Source organism: Paractinoplanes maris, assembly GCF_023544465.1.
Classification (GTDB): domain Bacteria; phylum Actinomycetota; class Actinomycetes; order Mycobacteriales; family Micromonosporaceae; genus Actinoplanes; species Actinoplanes maris.
Genome location: NZ_JALPVL010000006.1, coordinates 391912 through 405691 on the forward strand (window position 1 = coordinate 391912; position 13780 = coordinate 405691).

Sequence of the window (13780 nt, forward strand, 5' to 3'; positions counted from 1 at the left end):
GCGGCCGGAGTTGCCTCCGGCCGCCCGAACCCGGATCAGCAGACGTAGAAGGTCTTGTTGGTCTTCTGGACGTCAGCCACCAGGGGAATCGTCAGCCACGGGGTGCCGTTCTTGCTCAGTTCGGGGGTGAATCCCGACTGCACCGGCCGCACGTCCCAGACGGCGGTGGTGAAGTTGCACCCCGCCTTCCGGTACATACCACCGAGCAGCGCACCTTCTTGACCGTTCTCCCCAGCGTCGATCAGCCTCAGCTGAGTGCTGATCGGCTGATTCTCGCCTCCCGTGTAGTGCGCCCATGAGACGCCCTGCTCGGCGGAGTAGAACGGGAACTCGTCACATTCCTGATCCTCGCCGTTCGGCCCCTTGGGCCGGGGCTTCGGGCAAGCAGTCTGCCCGAAGCGCGCCTCCTCCAGCCATCCGCGCGTCCAGCTCTTATCCTTCTCCTCGTTGCTGGCGTAGTTCTGGACAACCCACGCCGGGTAACGCTTGAGGCCCGCGTCATCGTTGCGAGCCGCACTGGCGGCGTCGGCCAGCGAGGGAAAGAAGAGGGCGATGTTCATGCACGGATCGTCGAACATGCCGCCGCGCCGGGTCAGGTCGAGGCAACGCTGGGCGGCATCGTCGGCCTGGGCGTCGGTGATGGTCCAGCGCTCGCCCTTGCGCGTGTCGACGTAATTGATGATCCGTTGTTTGATCGCCGAGCGTGAACTGTCGCCCCGCAGCACCGAGTTGACCATGGATGCGAGCTGCCGCTGCCCGACGTCGTTCGGGTGCCACGAGCCGGAACCCGGGTCGGAGTCACCGCTGCCGTCCTCGGACTTGCCGAGCACCGCCTCGCTCCATCGGGTGTCGTCCGTTCCGTCGAGGACGTTCTGGCAGGCCCAGTGCTTGCCGCCGTCGCTGATCAGCCGCCACTTCAGCGTCGAGTTGACGTATCGGATGTCCATGCCCTCGTCGTGCACCTCGGAGACCGCCTTCATGGTGGCGGCGGTGAGGTGGTGGGTCAGCTCGTTCAGGAAGATCTGGGTCGGACCGCTCATCTTCCAGCACGTGCCGTTCGGCTCCTCGTCCGGACGCATCTGCGGATAACCGACCACGACGATCTTCGCGTTCGGTGCTCGCGTGTGAATCGCCCGGTATGTCGCCTTGAGCTTGGCGGGAAGCCAGTCCCGGATCAGCTTGGTCTCGTATGTGCGAAGCGGCTCCGGGTCGACTTTGTTGTTGCTGCGGGTCAGCTTGTAGTCATTGAGCTCGCAGCCGTCGGCGAAAGTCAGAATGCAGCCGCGAAGGACCTCGGCGAACCGGGCGTCGTTGCCACCGATGGAGATCGTCACGTGGGTGGTGTCCACGTCCAGGTATCCCTGATCGACCTGGGTCAGCTCGCCGTGCTGGAAGCTCCTCGACCCCCAGTCGGTGTGCCCGCCGGTGTCGCTGGCCGCGGGCGGGTTGTTGACCGCTTCGGTGGCGACGCCGGTGGTCCGGGCACCGGAGCAGGCGATCAGAGCGAACGACGCCTGACCCTTCGCCGCCTGCTGCTCGATCGTGTCGGCCGCGCCGGGGAGCTTGACCAGACGCGGGTAGGCGCCGTTGGTCGACCGGTGGCAGGCATTGCTGTCGGTCGGGCCTCCGTTGGTCCGCTTCAGGTCACTGTTGCGGTCGTACGGAGCAGTCCCCTCACCGGAGGAGTACGAGTCGCCGAGCGCCACGAACTGGGCCGCGGGCTTGGACGTCGGGGTGAACGCCACCGCGTCGAAGATGATGCTGTCACTGCCCGTCCCGTCCGCGGTCTCGTTGGTCAGCGACACGCTGGCCCGGCCGTTGAGCGGGAAGACGCCGAGGTCGATCCAGCGGTTCTGTTGCCATGCCTGGTTCACCACCCGGTACCGCGTCTGCCCGTTGCCCAGGTTGATCACGTATTTCGCCTGGGCGCTCCAAGCACCGTGGTCGGGGACGGAGACCTGGATCCGGGTCCAGCCGGTCCTGGCCGCAGCCAGCTTCCACGTGCCGGTGACCTTCAACTTTCCACCGAGATGGCCGGGCTCGCGGGTGTGGGCTCGCCACATGTGTGCCCCGAGTCCCGCGCCGATCTGATGGACGTCGACCTTCGATGGGTAGAGCCCCTTGGCATCGGATGCGAAGTCGAAGGAGAAGTCGCCGCCCTCCGTCCAGTCCCGGGCACAGGGACGGACGTCCGGAACCGACTTCTTGATGTTGTCGATGACCAGGGCGCCGGACAGCAGGCCGGCCGTGTCGCACTTCGGCGGGAAGCTGACTCCGTCCTCCTGGTAGGCGTACCCGGGGTCGAAGCGCAGGATCTCGTAACCGCAGGTGGTACAGGGCTTGCCGACCGTCCCCTTCCAGGCCACCGGCTCGTGGTACCAGCACCTCAGGTCGTACAGGCCCTTGTCGTTCTTGTGCAGGCACGGCCCGGCCGGCTCGTTGGCGACGTCCGGGTCGTCAGGCTTGACCGACGCGTTCGGGTCGCAGTTGTTCGACGCGTTGCAGAACGTGGCCCGGTCCGGCTTGACCCGGATCCGGTCGTCGGTGGCCGTCCACCAGGCGGGGCGGTAACCGGCCACATCCGTGGTCGGCGACTCGGTCGCGGTGATCGGATGCCCGGCCCAGCCGAGCACCTTCTCGGGGTACGGCCATTTCTGCGGTGTCCGGGCGTCGTCGTAGGTGTACTCGAGGAACGCCCGGCGTTGCGGGTCGAACCGCGGGTTGATCGGGTTGTTCAGCCAGCCGACGCCCCACGGCGATCCGTCAGCCTTGTTGGGATACATCCCGGAGTTGTAGGCCCAGAGAGCAAAGAACCAGTTCTCCAGGTGCCCCGGATCGGCGTTGTGCACGCGCAGGCCGGCGTTGTAGGTCTGGTTCCACTTGTCCTGGATGATCCGCGCACCGGCCGCGACGTTGGCCGCGAAGTCCAGGGCGATCGCGCGCTGGATGTTGTAGTCCAGCGACGTCTCGACCTTGTTGCCGGCATCGTCGGTCTTCTCCCGGCCGGCCAGGCGCATCCCGTCGGTGACCTGAGTGAGGCCGTAACCGCAGTCGGCGTCCGCCCAGATGATGTCCCAGTCGTCGCCCTCGTCGCTGTTGTAGATGTCGCGACCGTAGAAGTTGCCGATCAACGGATTGGCCGTCACTCCGGGCAGCGCGTAACGGGCCGCCTGCCACATGTTGGACTCCTGAGCGATGATGCCGAGCAGGATCTGCGGCGGCACCTTCCCTCCGGTGACCAGCTCCACGCGCGGGAAGTACTGCCGCAACGTGTACTCGGGCATGCCGAGGTTCTTCCAGTTCGCCGGCCGCTTGAAGTCCAGCGCGCCGGTGACCACCTGGTCGACCGCCCATTCCACCTGACGGGGCTTCGGCTGGATCGCCTGGTTCTTGGGGTCGTTGCGCGGAACCGAGCAGTATCGCTCGTCGGTTCCCTCGGACACCTCGGACGGTGAGCCGGCCGCCGCGGCCACCCGCGCTCGCGGTGCCGCATTCCCCAGCGCGGGGCTCGGATCACGACCGTCGCCCGGGGCGGTTCCGGTCTCGTCGGCGACGACGTCGAACTGCACTGCCGATCCGGTCGCCGGCACCTTCGCGTCGATGCGTACGGTCTCGGCGGCCGCCGGATCGGCCGGACGCAGCCGGGGATCCTCGGCGCCGGCCGAGCGCACCCGGGTCAGTGCCAGCTCGCCGGTGGCCGAGATCTCGCTGTTCGCAGGCACCTCGATGCGGCGCACCGCGGAGGGCAGGGGAGCGATGTCGGTGACCGTGCCGGTCAGGAACGACCGGCCCCCGGATCCGCGGGCCAGGCCGAGATCGGCCGGTGCGCCTTCGGCAAGGCGGGCCGGCTGCGCGCCGCTTCGCCGTGGCAGCCGCTTGACCCGTACGCGATCCTTGGTGCTGTCTATGAAGGTCACGTTTCCGGAACCGTCGGGGACGAGCCGGAACGGAACACCATCGGTGTCCGCCAGTCGTTTGACCGTGGCCGGTGATTTGGCCTTGCGGGCGACCTCGACCAGACCGCTGCCACCGGCCGCGACAATCTTGTCGCCGACCGGGACCGGCGAGCTGAGCTCGGTGTCGAGCTGGATCGGTTCGGACAGCTTGCCCTTCGCCGCGTCGAGCGTGTACATCCGGCTCTGCACCGGCTTGCTCGGGTCGTCGACGCGCTCGCCCCCGTACTGGCTGAGGACCGCGGTCTCACCGGCCCCGCATCCCGGGTTGTAGTAGGCGAGGGACGTCTGCACGTTCAGTTTCGTGACAGCGCCGGTCTTGAGGTCGACCGTGGCGGTGAACCCGCCCCGGTCGAACAGGTCGGCCTTGTTGGTGAACGTGCGAGGCGCATAGACGACGACCAGCCGCCGGCCGGAGCCGGTGAGGCAGGCGTTGCCGATCCAGGCGTCGGCCTCGAACCCCGGTTCGGCCAGAGTGGCGATGTTTTCCCAGCTGTAGCCGCTGCGGGCGGTTGCCGCCAGGACGTGGAACCCGTCCGCGTCGCCGTTGACGGTCCAGGCGACGTCCGCGGACTTGCGCCAACCCGCGGGCAATACCTTGTCGCGTCGGCGGGGGTCCACGGTGTGTCTGTCCGGATCCCCGGCCTGGTCAACTGCCAGAGCAGGGTCGGGCGGGGCGGTGGGATTGGCGGGTGGCGCGGCAGAGGCGGGGGGAACAGTGAGAACGGTTCCGATCAGGCTTAGTGCCAGTGCGGTGATCGCCGCACGGCGTAGCCGCCCCGTGTGATTGGGATGCATGGATCCTTCCAGGGTCGCCAGGACGTGCCGGCCGCACGTCCGAGGTAGTCGGCTCGCTGCGATCGGAACGGCGTCGATCAGCCCTGACGCGCGCAAAAACCCTATTCATGCGAGACGATGTGGATGGTCGTATCGCGAAGAGCCGAAGCACAATAGATTTAAGGCACCGCTTAATCTTTGGGTGCGAATGCCTTCATCAGCGGGGATATCGGCCGCACCATAGTGCCATTCACCTGCGGCAATACCCAGCGACCCGCACGGGAGGCCGGCACCGGCGCGCGGGCCAGGTGAGAGCGGTATAGCGCCGGTGGGGCCGGTCATGTATGGTCCGTTTGCGCAGACGGTCGGCGAGATCGACGGCGCGCAGAAATCGCTTATCCGGCGAGAGCTATGGCCGGGGCGCTTCTTTTCAATTCATTCTTTCGTCGAAGCCAATGGCGGCTGAAACGCCGCTGCGGCCGCATGCCCGAATACTTATTGATGGCAGATGGGATTGTAATGATCAACATCAAGAAGAGGTCAACTGTCGTGATGGCCGGCGCCGTGACGGCCCTGCTCGGGTCGGCACTGTTCGCCGGCCCGGCGGCCGCGGCGGCCGGTGGATGCGGCTCCGTCTGCGACGGCAAGAACCCTCAGAACTACGTCTACCAGGGCCCGGGCGGTCCGTCCCAGTGGGTGACCTGTCAGGCCGACGCGTACACCAAGTACACCGCCGGGAAGTCCGGGCACGCGGGTTACGTCGAACTCCGCTACAGCCCGGCCTGCCGGACCGCGTGGGCGAAGACGAACACGCTGAACACCGTGATCCACGTCTACAGCTACAACAGCAACGGTTCCGAGCGCCGGCACGAAGACCAGGTGACCAACAGCTCGGTGAAGTACACCGTCATGGTCAACGACGCCGGCTACACCGCCAAGGCCTGCGCGACCGTACCCGCCTCCGGTGGCGACATGCTGTGCACGAAGAAGTTCTGATCACGGCCGCGTAGCCGGCCATCCCGTTCAGCGGCTACCGACCGGCGCTTCGGCGTCCGGCGAGCTTACGGCGGCGGTGGCCGGCCCGGCTGCCAGGCGAACCCGGCGGCGCAAGCGCCCGATCCACGGCGCGTCCGGTCCGTTCAGCGGGCCGCCGTCGGGGTCGTCGCTGTAGTTCTGGCGGACCGGATCCAGCTCGGGCCGCCAGATCTCGCGGATCACCAGCCCGCACAGCACCGCGACCGTGACGAGGCGCAGGGTCGAGGCCAGCACGAAGGTGCCCTCGGGGATCACCGGCTTGCCCCCGGCCCCCATCAGCTCGGCATAGAACGCTGTGAAGTATCCGAACTCGGCGACCGTCCAGGCCATGATCGCTCCCCAGCGGGGACGCGCCAGCACGATCAACGGCAGCAGCCACAACACGTACTGCTGGGACCACACCTTGCTGGTGATCAGGAACGCCGCGACCACGAGGAAGGCGAGCTGGGCGACCCGCGGCCGGCGCGGCGCCAGCCAGGCCAGCAGACCGATGCCCGCACAGGCCAGGCCGAACAACGCGTACGAGACCAGGTTGAGCGTCGGCACATGGTCACTCAGCCATTGGAAGGGTCCCTGGTCACCGGCGGCGCCGGAGTTCCACTTGCCGTCCAGGTAACGCCCGATGTACCAGAGCGTCCCCCAGTCGATCGGCCGCTCACTGTTGAGCCGGAAGAACCGCAGCCAACTCTCGTGGTACCAGAAGAAGACCGGGAAGTTGACCACCGCCCAGCTCACCGCGGCCGTGGCCATCGCCGCCCCCCACGAGCGCATGGCTTTCGACCGCAACGCCAGCACCAGCAGCGGACCGAGGATGAACAGCGGCCACAGTTTCGCCGCGCCGCCCAGCCCCAGGAACACCCCGGCCCAGGCCGGATGCTTCTTGGCCCACAGGTAGAGCCCGATGGCGGCCAGCCCGATGGCCAGGAAGTCCCAGTTGACCGTCGCGGTGAAGAAGATGATCGGCGAGACCGCGAAGATGGCCGCGTCCCACGGCCGGCGCCGCCGCAACGCCAGGATGATCGCCGCGGTCGCCACGGCCAGTGCCGAGAGCACGATCACGTTGATGTTGTAGAACCAGGTGCCCTGGTTGATCTCCGGATGCGACTCGCCGTACGCGTGCACCGGCAGACCCAGTGCGCCCATGAAGTAACCCGTCACCACCGGGTATTCGACCGGCCAGTCCTTGTAGGGGACCGCACCCTCGTTGAGGTGCTCGGCGTAGTACAGCGCCAGCACGTCGGTGTAGCAGAACCGCGTGTATTGCACGTTCTGCTGCCAGTCGCCGCTCTGGCAGGGCGATTTCTGCACCCATGAGAAGGCGAGCGTCATGCAGGTCAGCGCGAGGATGATCCGCGTCGCCGTCCAGAACCGGCCCGGCCGGGCGTCGGGCCGCACCGCGTGCGAACCGAGCGGCCCACCGATCGACTCGGACAGGCCGCGCACGAATCCGTCGGACGTCGCCGGCGCACTGGGCTTGTCGGGGCGGTCGACGTCCTCGGACGGTTGCGTGCTCATGTCATGGCATCATGCCGTACTGCGTACCGGAGGCTCGGAACGACCTACGCAGAAAAAGAGCCGGCGCGCAGACCCCGGGGAGTCGCGCCCCCGAAACGGGGCGACGGCGGGGTGCGGGGGGGCGCGCACCCCCCTCCTAAAAAAATGCGCCGGCCCCCCCCCGGGGGGGCGGCGCCCCGGCTCATCGGTCAGTCGCCTGTGTCCGGTGGCGCGAAGGTCGGCTGGGTCGGTTGTTCCTCGGGAGTTCCGCCACCCCCGTCGTTGTCGCCGCCGCCGTCATCGCCGCCGCCGTCGTCACCGCCGTTGTTGTCGCCGTTCCCGCCGCCGTTGTTGTTACCGCCGCCGTTGTTCTCGCCGTTCCCGCCCCCGTTGTTGTTACCGCCACCGTTGTTGTTGTTCTGGTTGCAGTCGGGTCCGATGAAGCCGAGCACGCAGTCGCCGTCGTCCGACGGGTTCTGCGGGGGCGGCGGGGCCGCCTGGCCGTTCGCGAAGGGGCTGTCCGGATTTCCGGTCTCGACCCGCTCGGGGAAGTCCTCGCGTTCCAGATCCTTCGCCTTGATCACGGCGTCCAGGAACTTCTTCCAGATCTTCGAAGGCGTGCCGGCGCCGAACATGTCCCGGCCGTTGGACTCCTTCAGCTCGACCTTGTTCTTGGCGCCTCCCACCCAGACCGTGGCGGCGAGCTGCGGCATGCCACCGACGAACCAGGTGTCACCGCTGCCCTCGTTGAATTCCCAGGTACCGGACTTGGCAATGCCTTCCTGGCCGTTGCGCAGATCGCGGTCGTCGACCTCGACGATCTCCTTCAACACGGACTGGAGGTTCGACATCTGGTCGGCGTTGAAGACCGGCTTCCCGTCGATCTTCTCGCTGCCGACGATCGACTTCGTGCCGGTGTCGGGGTCCACCCGCGACACCGATCGGATGAAGTGGGCGTCATGGTGGACGCCGTTGCCGACGATCGTGGCGACACCCTCGGCGTGCTCGAGCGGCACGACGCGGTACTGGCCGAAGGCGACCTCGTTGTCGAAGTAGCCGGGCTGCTTCCAGACGGAGGCGTCGGTCTTGGTCAGGTCGACCAGCTTGCCGTTGGGGAACTGCTTGTTGCCGTCGGTGTACATGTGCTGGATGCCGGCGTCACGGGCGGCGGCGATGACCTTCTCTCGGCCGATGCCCTCGGCGATCCAGTAGAACGGGAAGTTGTACGACTTGATCGTCGCCGTCTCGAGGTCACAGCGCTTGATCTGACCGCGGCAGACGGCTCCGGGATCGGCGCCCGCATTGCTGATCTCCCGGCCGTTCGGACGCAGCTTGGTGCCGTCCCAGCGCGTCTTGAAGGAGATGTCCTCCTTCAGGGCGGCGGCCAGCGTATAGATCTTGAAGGTCGAGCCGGGCGACTGACCACCGTCGATCTTGAGGGTGTCGCTGCGCATGTAGCCGCCGTAGTCGATGCCCGTCGGGTCGTCACCGCCGTAGTAGCCGAGCACCCGCCCCGTCTTCGGGTCGATGCCGATCACCGCGGCCTGGTACGACGCCGGCTTGTCGTTCATCGGGGAGCTCTCGCTCTTACGCGAGCCCGCCTCTTCGGCCGCCTTCTGCACCACCGGGTCGATCGTCGTGGTGACCGTCAGACCGCCCTTGTCGAACTCCTGCTGGCTGATGCCCATCCCGGCGAGCTCGGCCCGGACGTGCCGCATGATCATGTCGACCGGCTTGGCGGTCGTGCCCTTGCTGGCCGTGCTCTTGGACGTCTTCTTGACCTTGGGATAGACCCGCTTGTTGTAGACGTCCTGGGAGATCCAGCCCATTTCGAGCATGTTCGCCATCGTGTACTCCCACCGCGCCTTGGCGTCGACGGGGTTGATGTTGGGGTCGTAGCCCTTGTGCGTGGCCGTGGGCTCCGGCTGCTTGATGATCGAGGCGAGCACCGCGGCCTCGTACGGCGTGATGGCGTTCTTCTGCCCGGCCGGCGTGGTCACCGACTTGCCGAAGTAGCCCTGCGCCGCGGCCTGGATGCCGTACCGGCCGTTGCCCAGGTAGATGTAGTTCAAGTACATGCCCATGATCTGGTCTTTGTTGTACTTGCCCTCCATCTTGCGGGCGATCACCGCCTCGCGGAGCTTGCGGTTGTAGCTGATCTCCTTGAGGTCGGCCGCGTGCCGGGCGTACTGCTGGGTGATCGTCGACGCACCCTGCTGGTCGCCACCGGTGAAGTTGTTGTACGCGGCGCGGACGATGCCTTTCATGTCGATGCCGTGGTGCTTGTAGAAGTTCTTGTCCTCGGCCGCCGCGACCGCGTGCTCGACGACCTTGTTGATCTGTGCCTCGGGAACCACCGTGCGGTTCTGCTCGCCCAGCTTGGCCAGGACCGTGCCCTTGGTGTCGAGGATCACGTTCGACTGGTCCTCGCTGACCGGCGAGGGCAGGTCGACATCGTCGAAGAAGTATGTGCCGCCGACCACACCGGCGCCGAGCAGAATGACCAGCACCGCCGCCGCGGCGGTCAGGATGTTGGTGCGGCGGCGACGCTTGGCCGCCTTCGACTTGTCCTTGCCGCCGCCCGACCCCGAGCGGCCGCCGCCGAGGCTTCCCTCGTCACCGAGGCCGGCGCCGGGGCGCACGGCGGCTCGCGCGACCGTCCCGGTGCCGCGCACCGGGGCCGCGGCGCCGACCGAGGCCCGCGCACCGACGCGCGCCGACCCCACCGAGGCGCTGCCCACGGAAGCACTGCCCACCGAGGCGCTGCCCACCGAGGCACTGCCGACGGGGGCGCTGCCCACCGAGGCCCGCCCGGCCGGGGCCGGCCCCGCCGGCGGCCGGCCGGGGTTGACCGACGCGCGCCCACCGGCGCCCCGGCGGTAAGCGTCGGGCGCCGGCCGAGCCGATGCCGAGTAGGAAGATGGCTGGTCGTCGTCAGGCGCGGAGCTCGAGGACCCGGGCACACGGGCCCGGGCACGCGAGGACTGCGGTTCGCCGTACGAGTTCATGCGGTCACACCTCGGTCGCGGTGACGAGCGCGGGGATGACCCTGGAGGGGCCTTCACCTGCGACGACACGCGCGGACGATTCGGGCTGCATACCGGCAGCCGCCCTGACGGATGTCATGAATGACCGGCTGTGGCGCTGGATGCGCGAGCCGGTCGGGGTCGTGTCAACGGTAGCGAGATAGATCCACGTCATCGGCGGGCATCCCACCCGTGTGACGACAACCCGGTTTCGCGGTGGCGGCCCGCGGCGGACGAGGCGGCCAGCGCCTCGACCCGATCGAGTTCGTCGGCGGTGAGCGCGTCCCGTCCGAGCAGGTACTGCTCGGCCAGGTGATTCCACGCGCAGGACTGGCACACCTCCACGACGAACACCTGGAACTCACGCAGTGTCATCGCCAGCACAGGAAGCTCGGAGAGCTTGCGAGCCTGCCCGGCGGACTGCTTGAGCTCATCGCCATAGATGTAGTGCACGAGTGTCAGGTTGTCGCGGCGGCAGATCGGGCACCGGTCCTCGGTCGGCTCCCCATGGAATCGAGCAGCGCTTTTGAGGTAGGGCGAGGCATCACAGACCTCGAGCGTCCCGATCTTGCCGTTGTGCACGTCACGCAGCACTGCTCGCTTCTGTAGCGAGTAGTCGACCACCTGCCGCTGCGTTCGCATGGCGAAGAGACTACGCGGTCCAACGTCGAGCGGCGACAGTCATCACTCAGCGTGGCGGACGTGTAGCTCCCTCATGAACAGCTTGCGCACGTGCGGCAACGGATCTACGGTTGCGATGTATCGGGCCGATACATCGGAGCGAGGCAAGGAGGGTGGCCGATGCTGGAACTGGCGATTCTCGGCCTCCTCCAGGAGACCCCGATGCACGGCTACGAGCTGCGCAAGGAGCTCGTCACCAAACTGGGCACGTTCCGCGCCGCGATCAGCTACGGCACCCTCTATCCGACTCTCAAGCGGCTGCAGACAGCCGGTTGGATCACCGAATCCGAGTCGGATCCGACGATGATCCCCCCGATGACCAGCAAACGGGGCCGGGTTGTTTACAAGATCACTGCCGATGGCAAGGAGCGGTTCGCGGAGCTGCTGGCCCAGGCCGGCCCGGAGACCTACGACGACGCCGGCTTCGGTGTTCACTTCGCGTTCTTCTCCCGGACCGACCGCGCCACCCGGCTGCGCATCCTGGAGGGCCGCCGCCGGCGCATCGAGGAGCGGCGGGAGGGCCTGCGCGACGTGCTGTCCCGGGCCGCCGGCCGCCTCGACGCCTACACGCTCGAACTGCAGCGCCACGGGCTCGACGCCTGTGAGCGCGAAGTCCGCTGGCTGGAGGAGCTCATCACCAACGAGCGCTCCGGCCGCGCCCCGGCAGGCTCTGCCGGGACGATCGACATCCCCGTCGCCGAGCTGCCACAGGAGCCGGCGACCGGGGACGCACCCCCCGAACCCCCGCGTCCACACCTGGACCGGCCGTGATGAACAAGGAGGCAAACGCGATGGGCTCCGTCCGCGTCGCCATCGTCGGTGTGGGTAACTGCGCCTCGTCCCTCGTGCAGGGCGTGGAGTATTACAAGAACGCCGACCCCAACGACCGCGTCCCGGGTCTCATGCACGTGACCTTCGGCGACTACCACGTATCTGACGTGAAGTTCGTCGCGGCGTTCGATGTGGACGCCAAGAAGGTCGGCATGGACCTCAGTGAGGCGATCGTTGCCAGCGAGAACAACACGATCAAGCTGACCGACGTGCCGCCGACCGGCGTCAGCGTCCAGCGCGGACCGACGTTCGACGGTCTGGGCACCTACTACCGCGAGATCATCGAGGAGTCGGCAGCCGAGGTTGTCGACGTCGTGCAGGCACTGCGCGACGCCGAGGTCGACGTGGTCGTCTCCTACCTGCCGGTGGGCTCCGAGCAGGCCGACAAGTTCTACGCCCAGGCCGCGATCGACGCGGGCTGTGCCTTCGTCAACGCGCTGCCGGTCTTCATCGCCTCCGACCCGGCGTGGGCCCAGAAGTTCACCGACGCCGGCCTGCCGATCGTCGGCGACGACATCAAGAGCCAGGTCGGTGCGACGATCGTGCACCGCGCGCTGGCCAAGCTGTTCGAGGACCGCGGGGTCGAGCTGCTGCGCACCTACCAGCTCAACTTCGGCGGCAACATGGACTTCATGAACATGTTGGAGCGCACCCGCCTGGTCTCCAAGAAGATCTCGAAGACCCAGTCGGTGACCTCCCAGATCCCGCACGAGATGATCAAGAGTGACGTGCACATCGGCCCGTCGGACCACGTGCCGTGGCTCGACGACCGCAAGTGGGCCTACATCCGGCTCGAGGGCCGCTCGTTCGGCGACACCCCGCTGATGGCCGAGCTGAAGCTCGAGGTGTGGGACTCGCCGAACTCGGCCGGTGTGATCATCGACGCCGTCCGCGCGGCGAAGATCGCCAAGGACCGCGGCATCGGTGGCCCGATCCTGTCGGCCTCGTCCTACTTCATGAAGTCCCCGCCGGTGCAGTACAACGACCACGACGCCAAGGAAAGCGTCGAGGCGTTCATCCGCGGCGACATCGAGCGCTGAACCAGCCAGCAGGAGGGCCGGGCCGTTGGGCTCGGCCCTTTCGCTATGACCAGGCCTTGGCCAGCGCGACCCGAGCCTCCAGCTCGAGCAGCTTCCTCTTCCGGTCGAGCCCGCCGCCGAAGCCGACCATCTTGCCCCCGGCACCGACCACCCGGTGACACGGCACGATCACCGGTATCGGGTTGTGGTTGCAGGCCGTGCCGACCGCGCGCGCCGCACCGGGGTCACCCAGGGCGGTCGCGATCGCGCCATAGGTGACCATCTCGCCGTACGGAATCTTGGCTATCTCGCCCCACACGGCCCGCTCGAACTCCGACCCACCGGGCATGGCCACCGGCACCGTGAAATCGGTGAGCTCGCCCTCGAAATAGGCCTCGAGCTCCCGGACGGCGGGATGGGAGCCGGACGGCCCGGGGCGCGCCGCGAAGCGGACACCCACCACCGTGTCGCCCTCGACGGCGACACCGAGCGGCCCGATGGCCGAGTCAACGACGAACATCCCCCGATTCTGCTCCGTGGGTACGACAGTTCGCTCCCGAGGTCCGCCCCGCTCTCCTCGGCTTGACCTGAGCAATGATCGCGTCGACGACCGGAACCACCATCGCCAACGGGACGGCGACGATCAACGCCAGGATCCCGTTGACGACCAACAGATCAGCCATTTCCGAGGTGTGCGGCATACCCCGGCCCCATTGATCGCCACTCTCGCCCATCCCGCCGTACTGCAACGGGACCGGGCCAGTGACATCAGGCCTCAGCTGGGCGCCGAGCAGGAGAGACACGACCGACCCGGCAACCGAGAGAAGGGCGAACCACAGCCGTACGGTTTGAGTGCCGCGCCAGCACAGCATGATCCACGTGAGAACGAGCGCGGCCGGAAGAATCCACGCTTGCCAGAACAGGTCGGCGAGCAGTCCCACGCGGCGACCCTAGCGGCAGCCCG

The 13780-nt window shown here is 67.5% G+C and carries 9 protein-coding genes; 3 read left to right on the forward strand and 6 right to left on the reverse strand.

Annotated features, from left to right (window positions below; all coding sequences use genetic code 11):
• Window positions 1–35: 35 nt before the first annotated feature.
• Window positions 36–4574 (reverse strand): golvesin C-terminal-like domain-containing protein, encoded by a 4539-nt coding sequence (locus tag NAG42_RS44930; protein WP_250031841.1) that lies wholly within the window; start codon window positions 4572–4574, stop codon window positions 36–38.
• 675 nt (window positions 4575–5249) lie between these two features.
• On the opposite strand from NAG42_RS44930, the gene NAG42_RS19755 reads away from it, so the two are divergent.
• Window positions 5250–5726 (forward strand): DUF2690 domain-containing protein, encoded by a 477-nt coding sequence (locus tag NAG42_RS19755; RefSeq protein ID WP_250031842.1) that lies wholly within the window; start codon window positions 5250–5252, stop codon window positions 5724–5726.
• Between the two features lie 27 nt (window positions 5727–5753).
• On the opposite strand, the gene NAG42_RS19760 is transcribed toward NAG42_RS19755, so the two are convergent.
• From NAG42_RS19760 to NAG42_RS19770, 3 genes are all read right to left on the reverse strand, one after another.
• A complete protein-coding gene (locus NAG42_RS19760) occupies window positions 5754–7280 on the reverse strand; it encodes a glycosyltransferase family 87 protein (RefSeq protein ID WP_250031843.1) in 1527 nt (508 codons plus the stop codon).
• Window positions 7281–7468: 188 nt separating this feature from the next.
• Entirely contained in the window at window positions 7469–10060 is a 2592-nt protein-coding gene (locus tag NAG42_RS19765; protein ID WP_250031844.1) for a transglycosylase domain-containing protein, read from the reverse strand.
• 396 nt (window positions 10061–10456) lie between these two features.
• Window positions 10457–10927: a DUF5318 domain-containing protein gene (locus NAG42_RS19770; RefSeq protein WP_250031845.1), complete on the reverse strand. Its 471-nt coding sequence runs from the start codon at window positions 10925–10927 to the stop codon at window positions 10457–10459.
• A gap of 159 nt (window positions 10928–11086) precedes the next feature.
• Here NAG42_RS19770 and NAG42_RS19775 point away from each other — a divergent pair, with 159 nt between their 5' ends.
• Window positions 11087–11737 carry a PadR family transcriptional regulator gene (locus NAG42_RS19775; protein ID WP_250031846.1) on the forward strand — a complete coding sequence of 217 codons (651 nt, stop codon included), beginning with the start codon at window positions 11087–11089 and terminating at the stop codon, window positions 11735–11737.
• A 20-nt stretch (window positions 11738–11757) separates the two neighbouring features.
• Window positions 11758–12837: an inositol-3-phosphate synthase gene (locus NAG42_RS19780; RefSeq protein ID WP_250031847.1), complete on the forward strand. Its 1080-nt coding sequence runs from the start codon at window positions 11758–11760 to the stop codon at window positions 12835–12837.
• A gap of 43 nt (window positions 12838–12880) precedes the next feature.
• Here NAG42_RS19780 and NAG42_RS19785 read toward each other — a convergent pair whose 3' ends face one another.
• Window positions 12881–13336, reverse strand: a complete 456-nt coding sequence (locus NAG42_RS19785) for a methylated-DNA--[protein]-cysteine S-methyltransferase (RefSeq protein ID WP_250031848.1) — start codon at window positions 13334–13336, stop codon at window positions 12881–12883.
• The gene (locus NAG42_RS19790) at window positions 13323–13757 is read right to left on the reverse strand and encodes a hypothetical protein (RefSeq protein WP_250031849.1); all 435 of its coding nucleotides are present in this window, start codon (window positions 13755–13757) and stop codon (window positions 13323–13325) included. Before NAG42_RS19790 ends, NAG42_RS19785 begins: the two co-directional genes overlap by 14 nt.
• Window positions 13758–13780: the final 23 nt, after the last annotated feature.

Coding starts and splice junctions, on each gene's coding strand:
- NAG42_RS19755 (WP_250031842.1), top strand. CDS start 5,250: ATGATCAACATCAAGAAGAGGTCAACTGTCGTGATGGCCGGCGCCGTG.
- NAG42_RS19760 (WP_250031843.1), bottom strand. CDS start 7,280: ATGAGCACGCAACCGTCCGAGGACGTCGACCGCCCCGACAAGCCCAGT.
- NAG42_RS19770 (WP_250031845.1), bottom strand. CDS start 10,927: ATGCGAACGCAGCGGCAGGTGGTCGACTACTCGCTACAGAAGCGAGCA.
- NAG42_RS19775 (WP_250031846.1), top strand. CDS start 11,087: ATGCTGGAACTGGCGATTCTCGGCCTCCTCCAGGAGACCCCGATGCAC.
- NAG42_RS19780 (WP_250031847.1), top strand. CDS start 11,758: ATGGGCTCCGTCCGCGTCGCCATCGTCGGTGTGGGTAACTGCGCCTCG.
- NAG42_RS19785 (WP_250031848.1), bottom strand. CDS start 13,336: ATGTTCGTCGTTGACTCGGCCATCGGGCCGCTCGGTGTCGCCGTCGAG.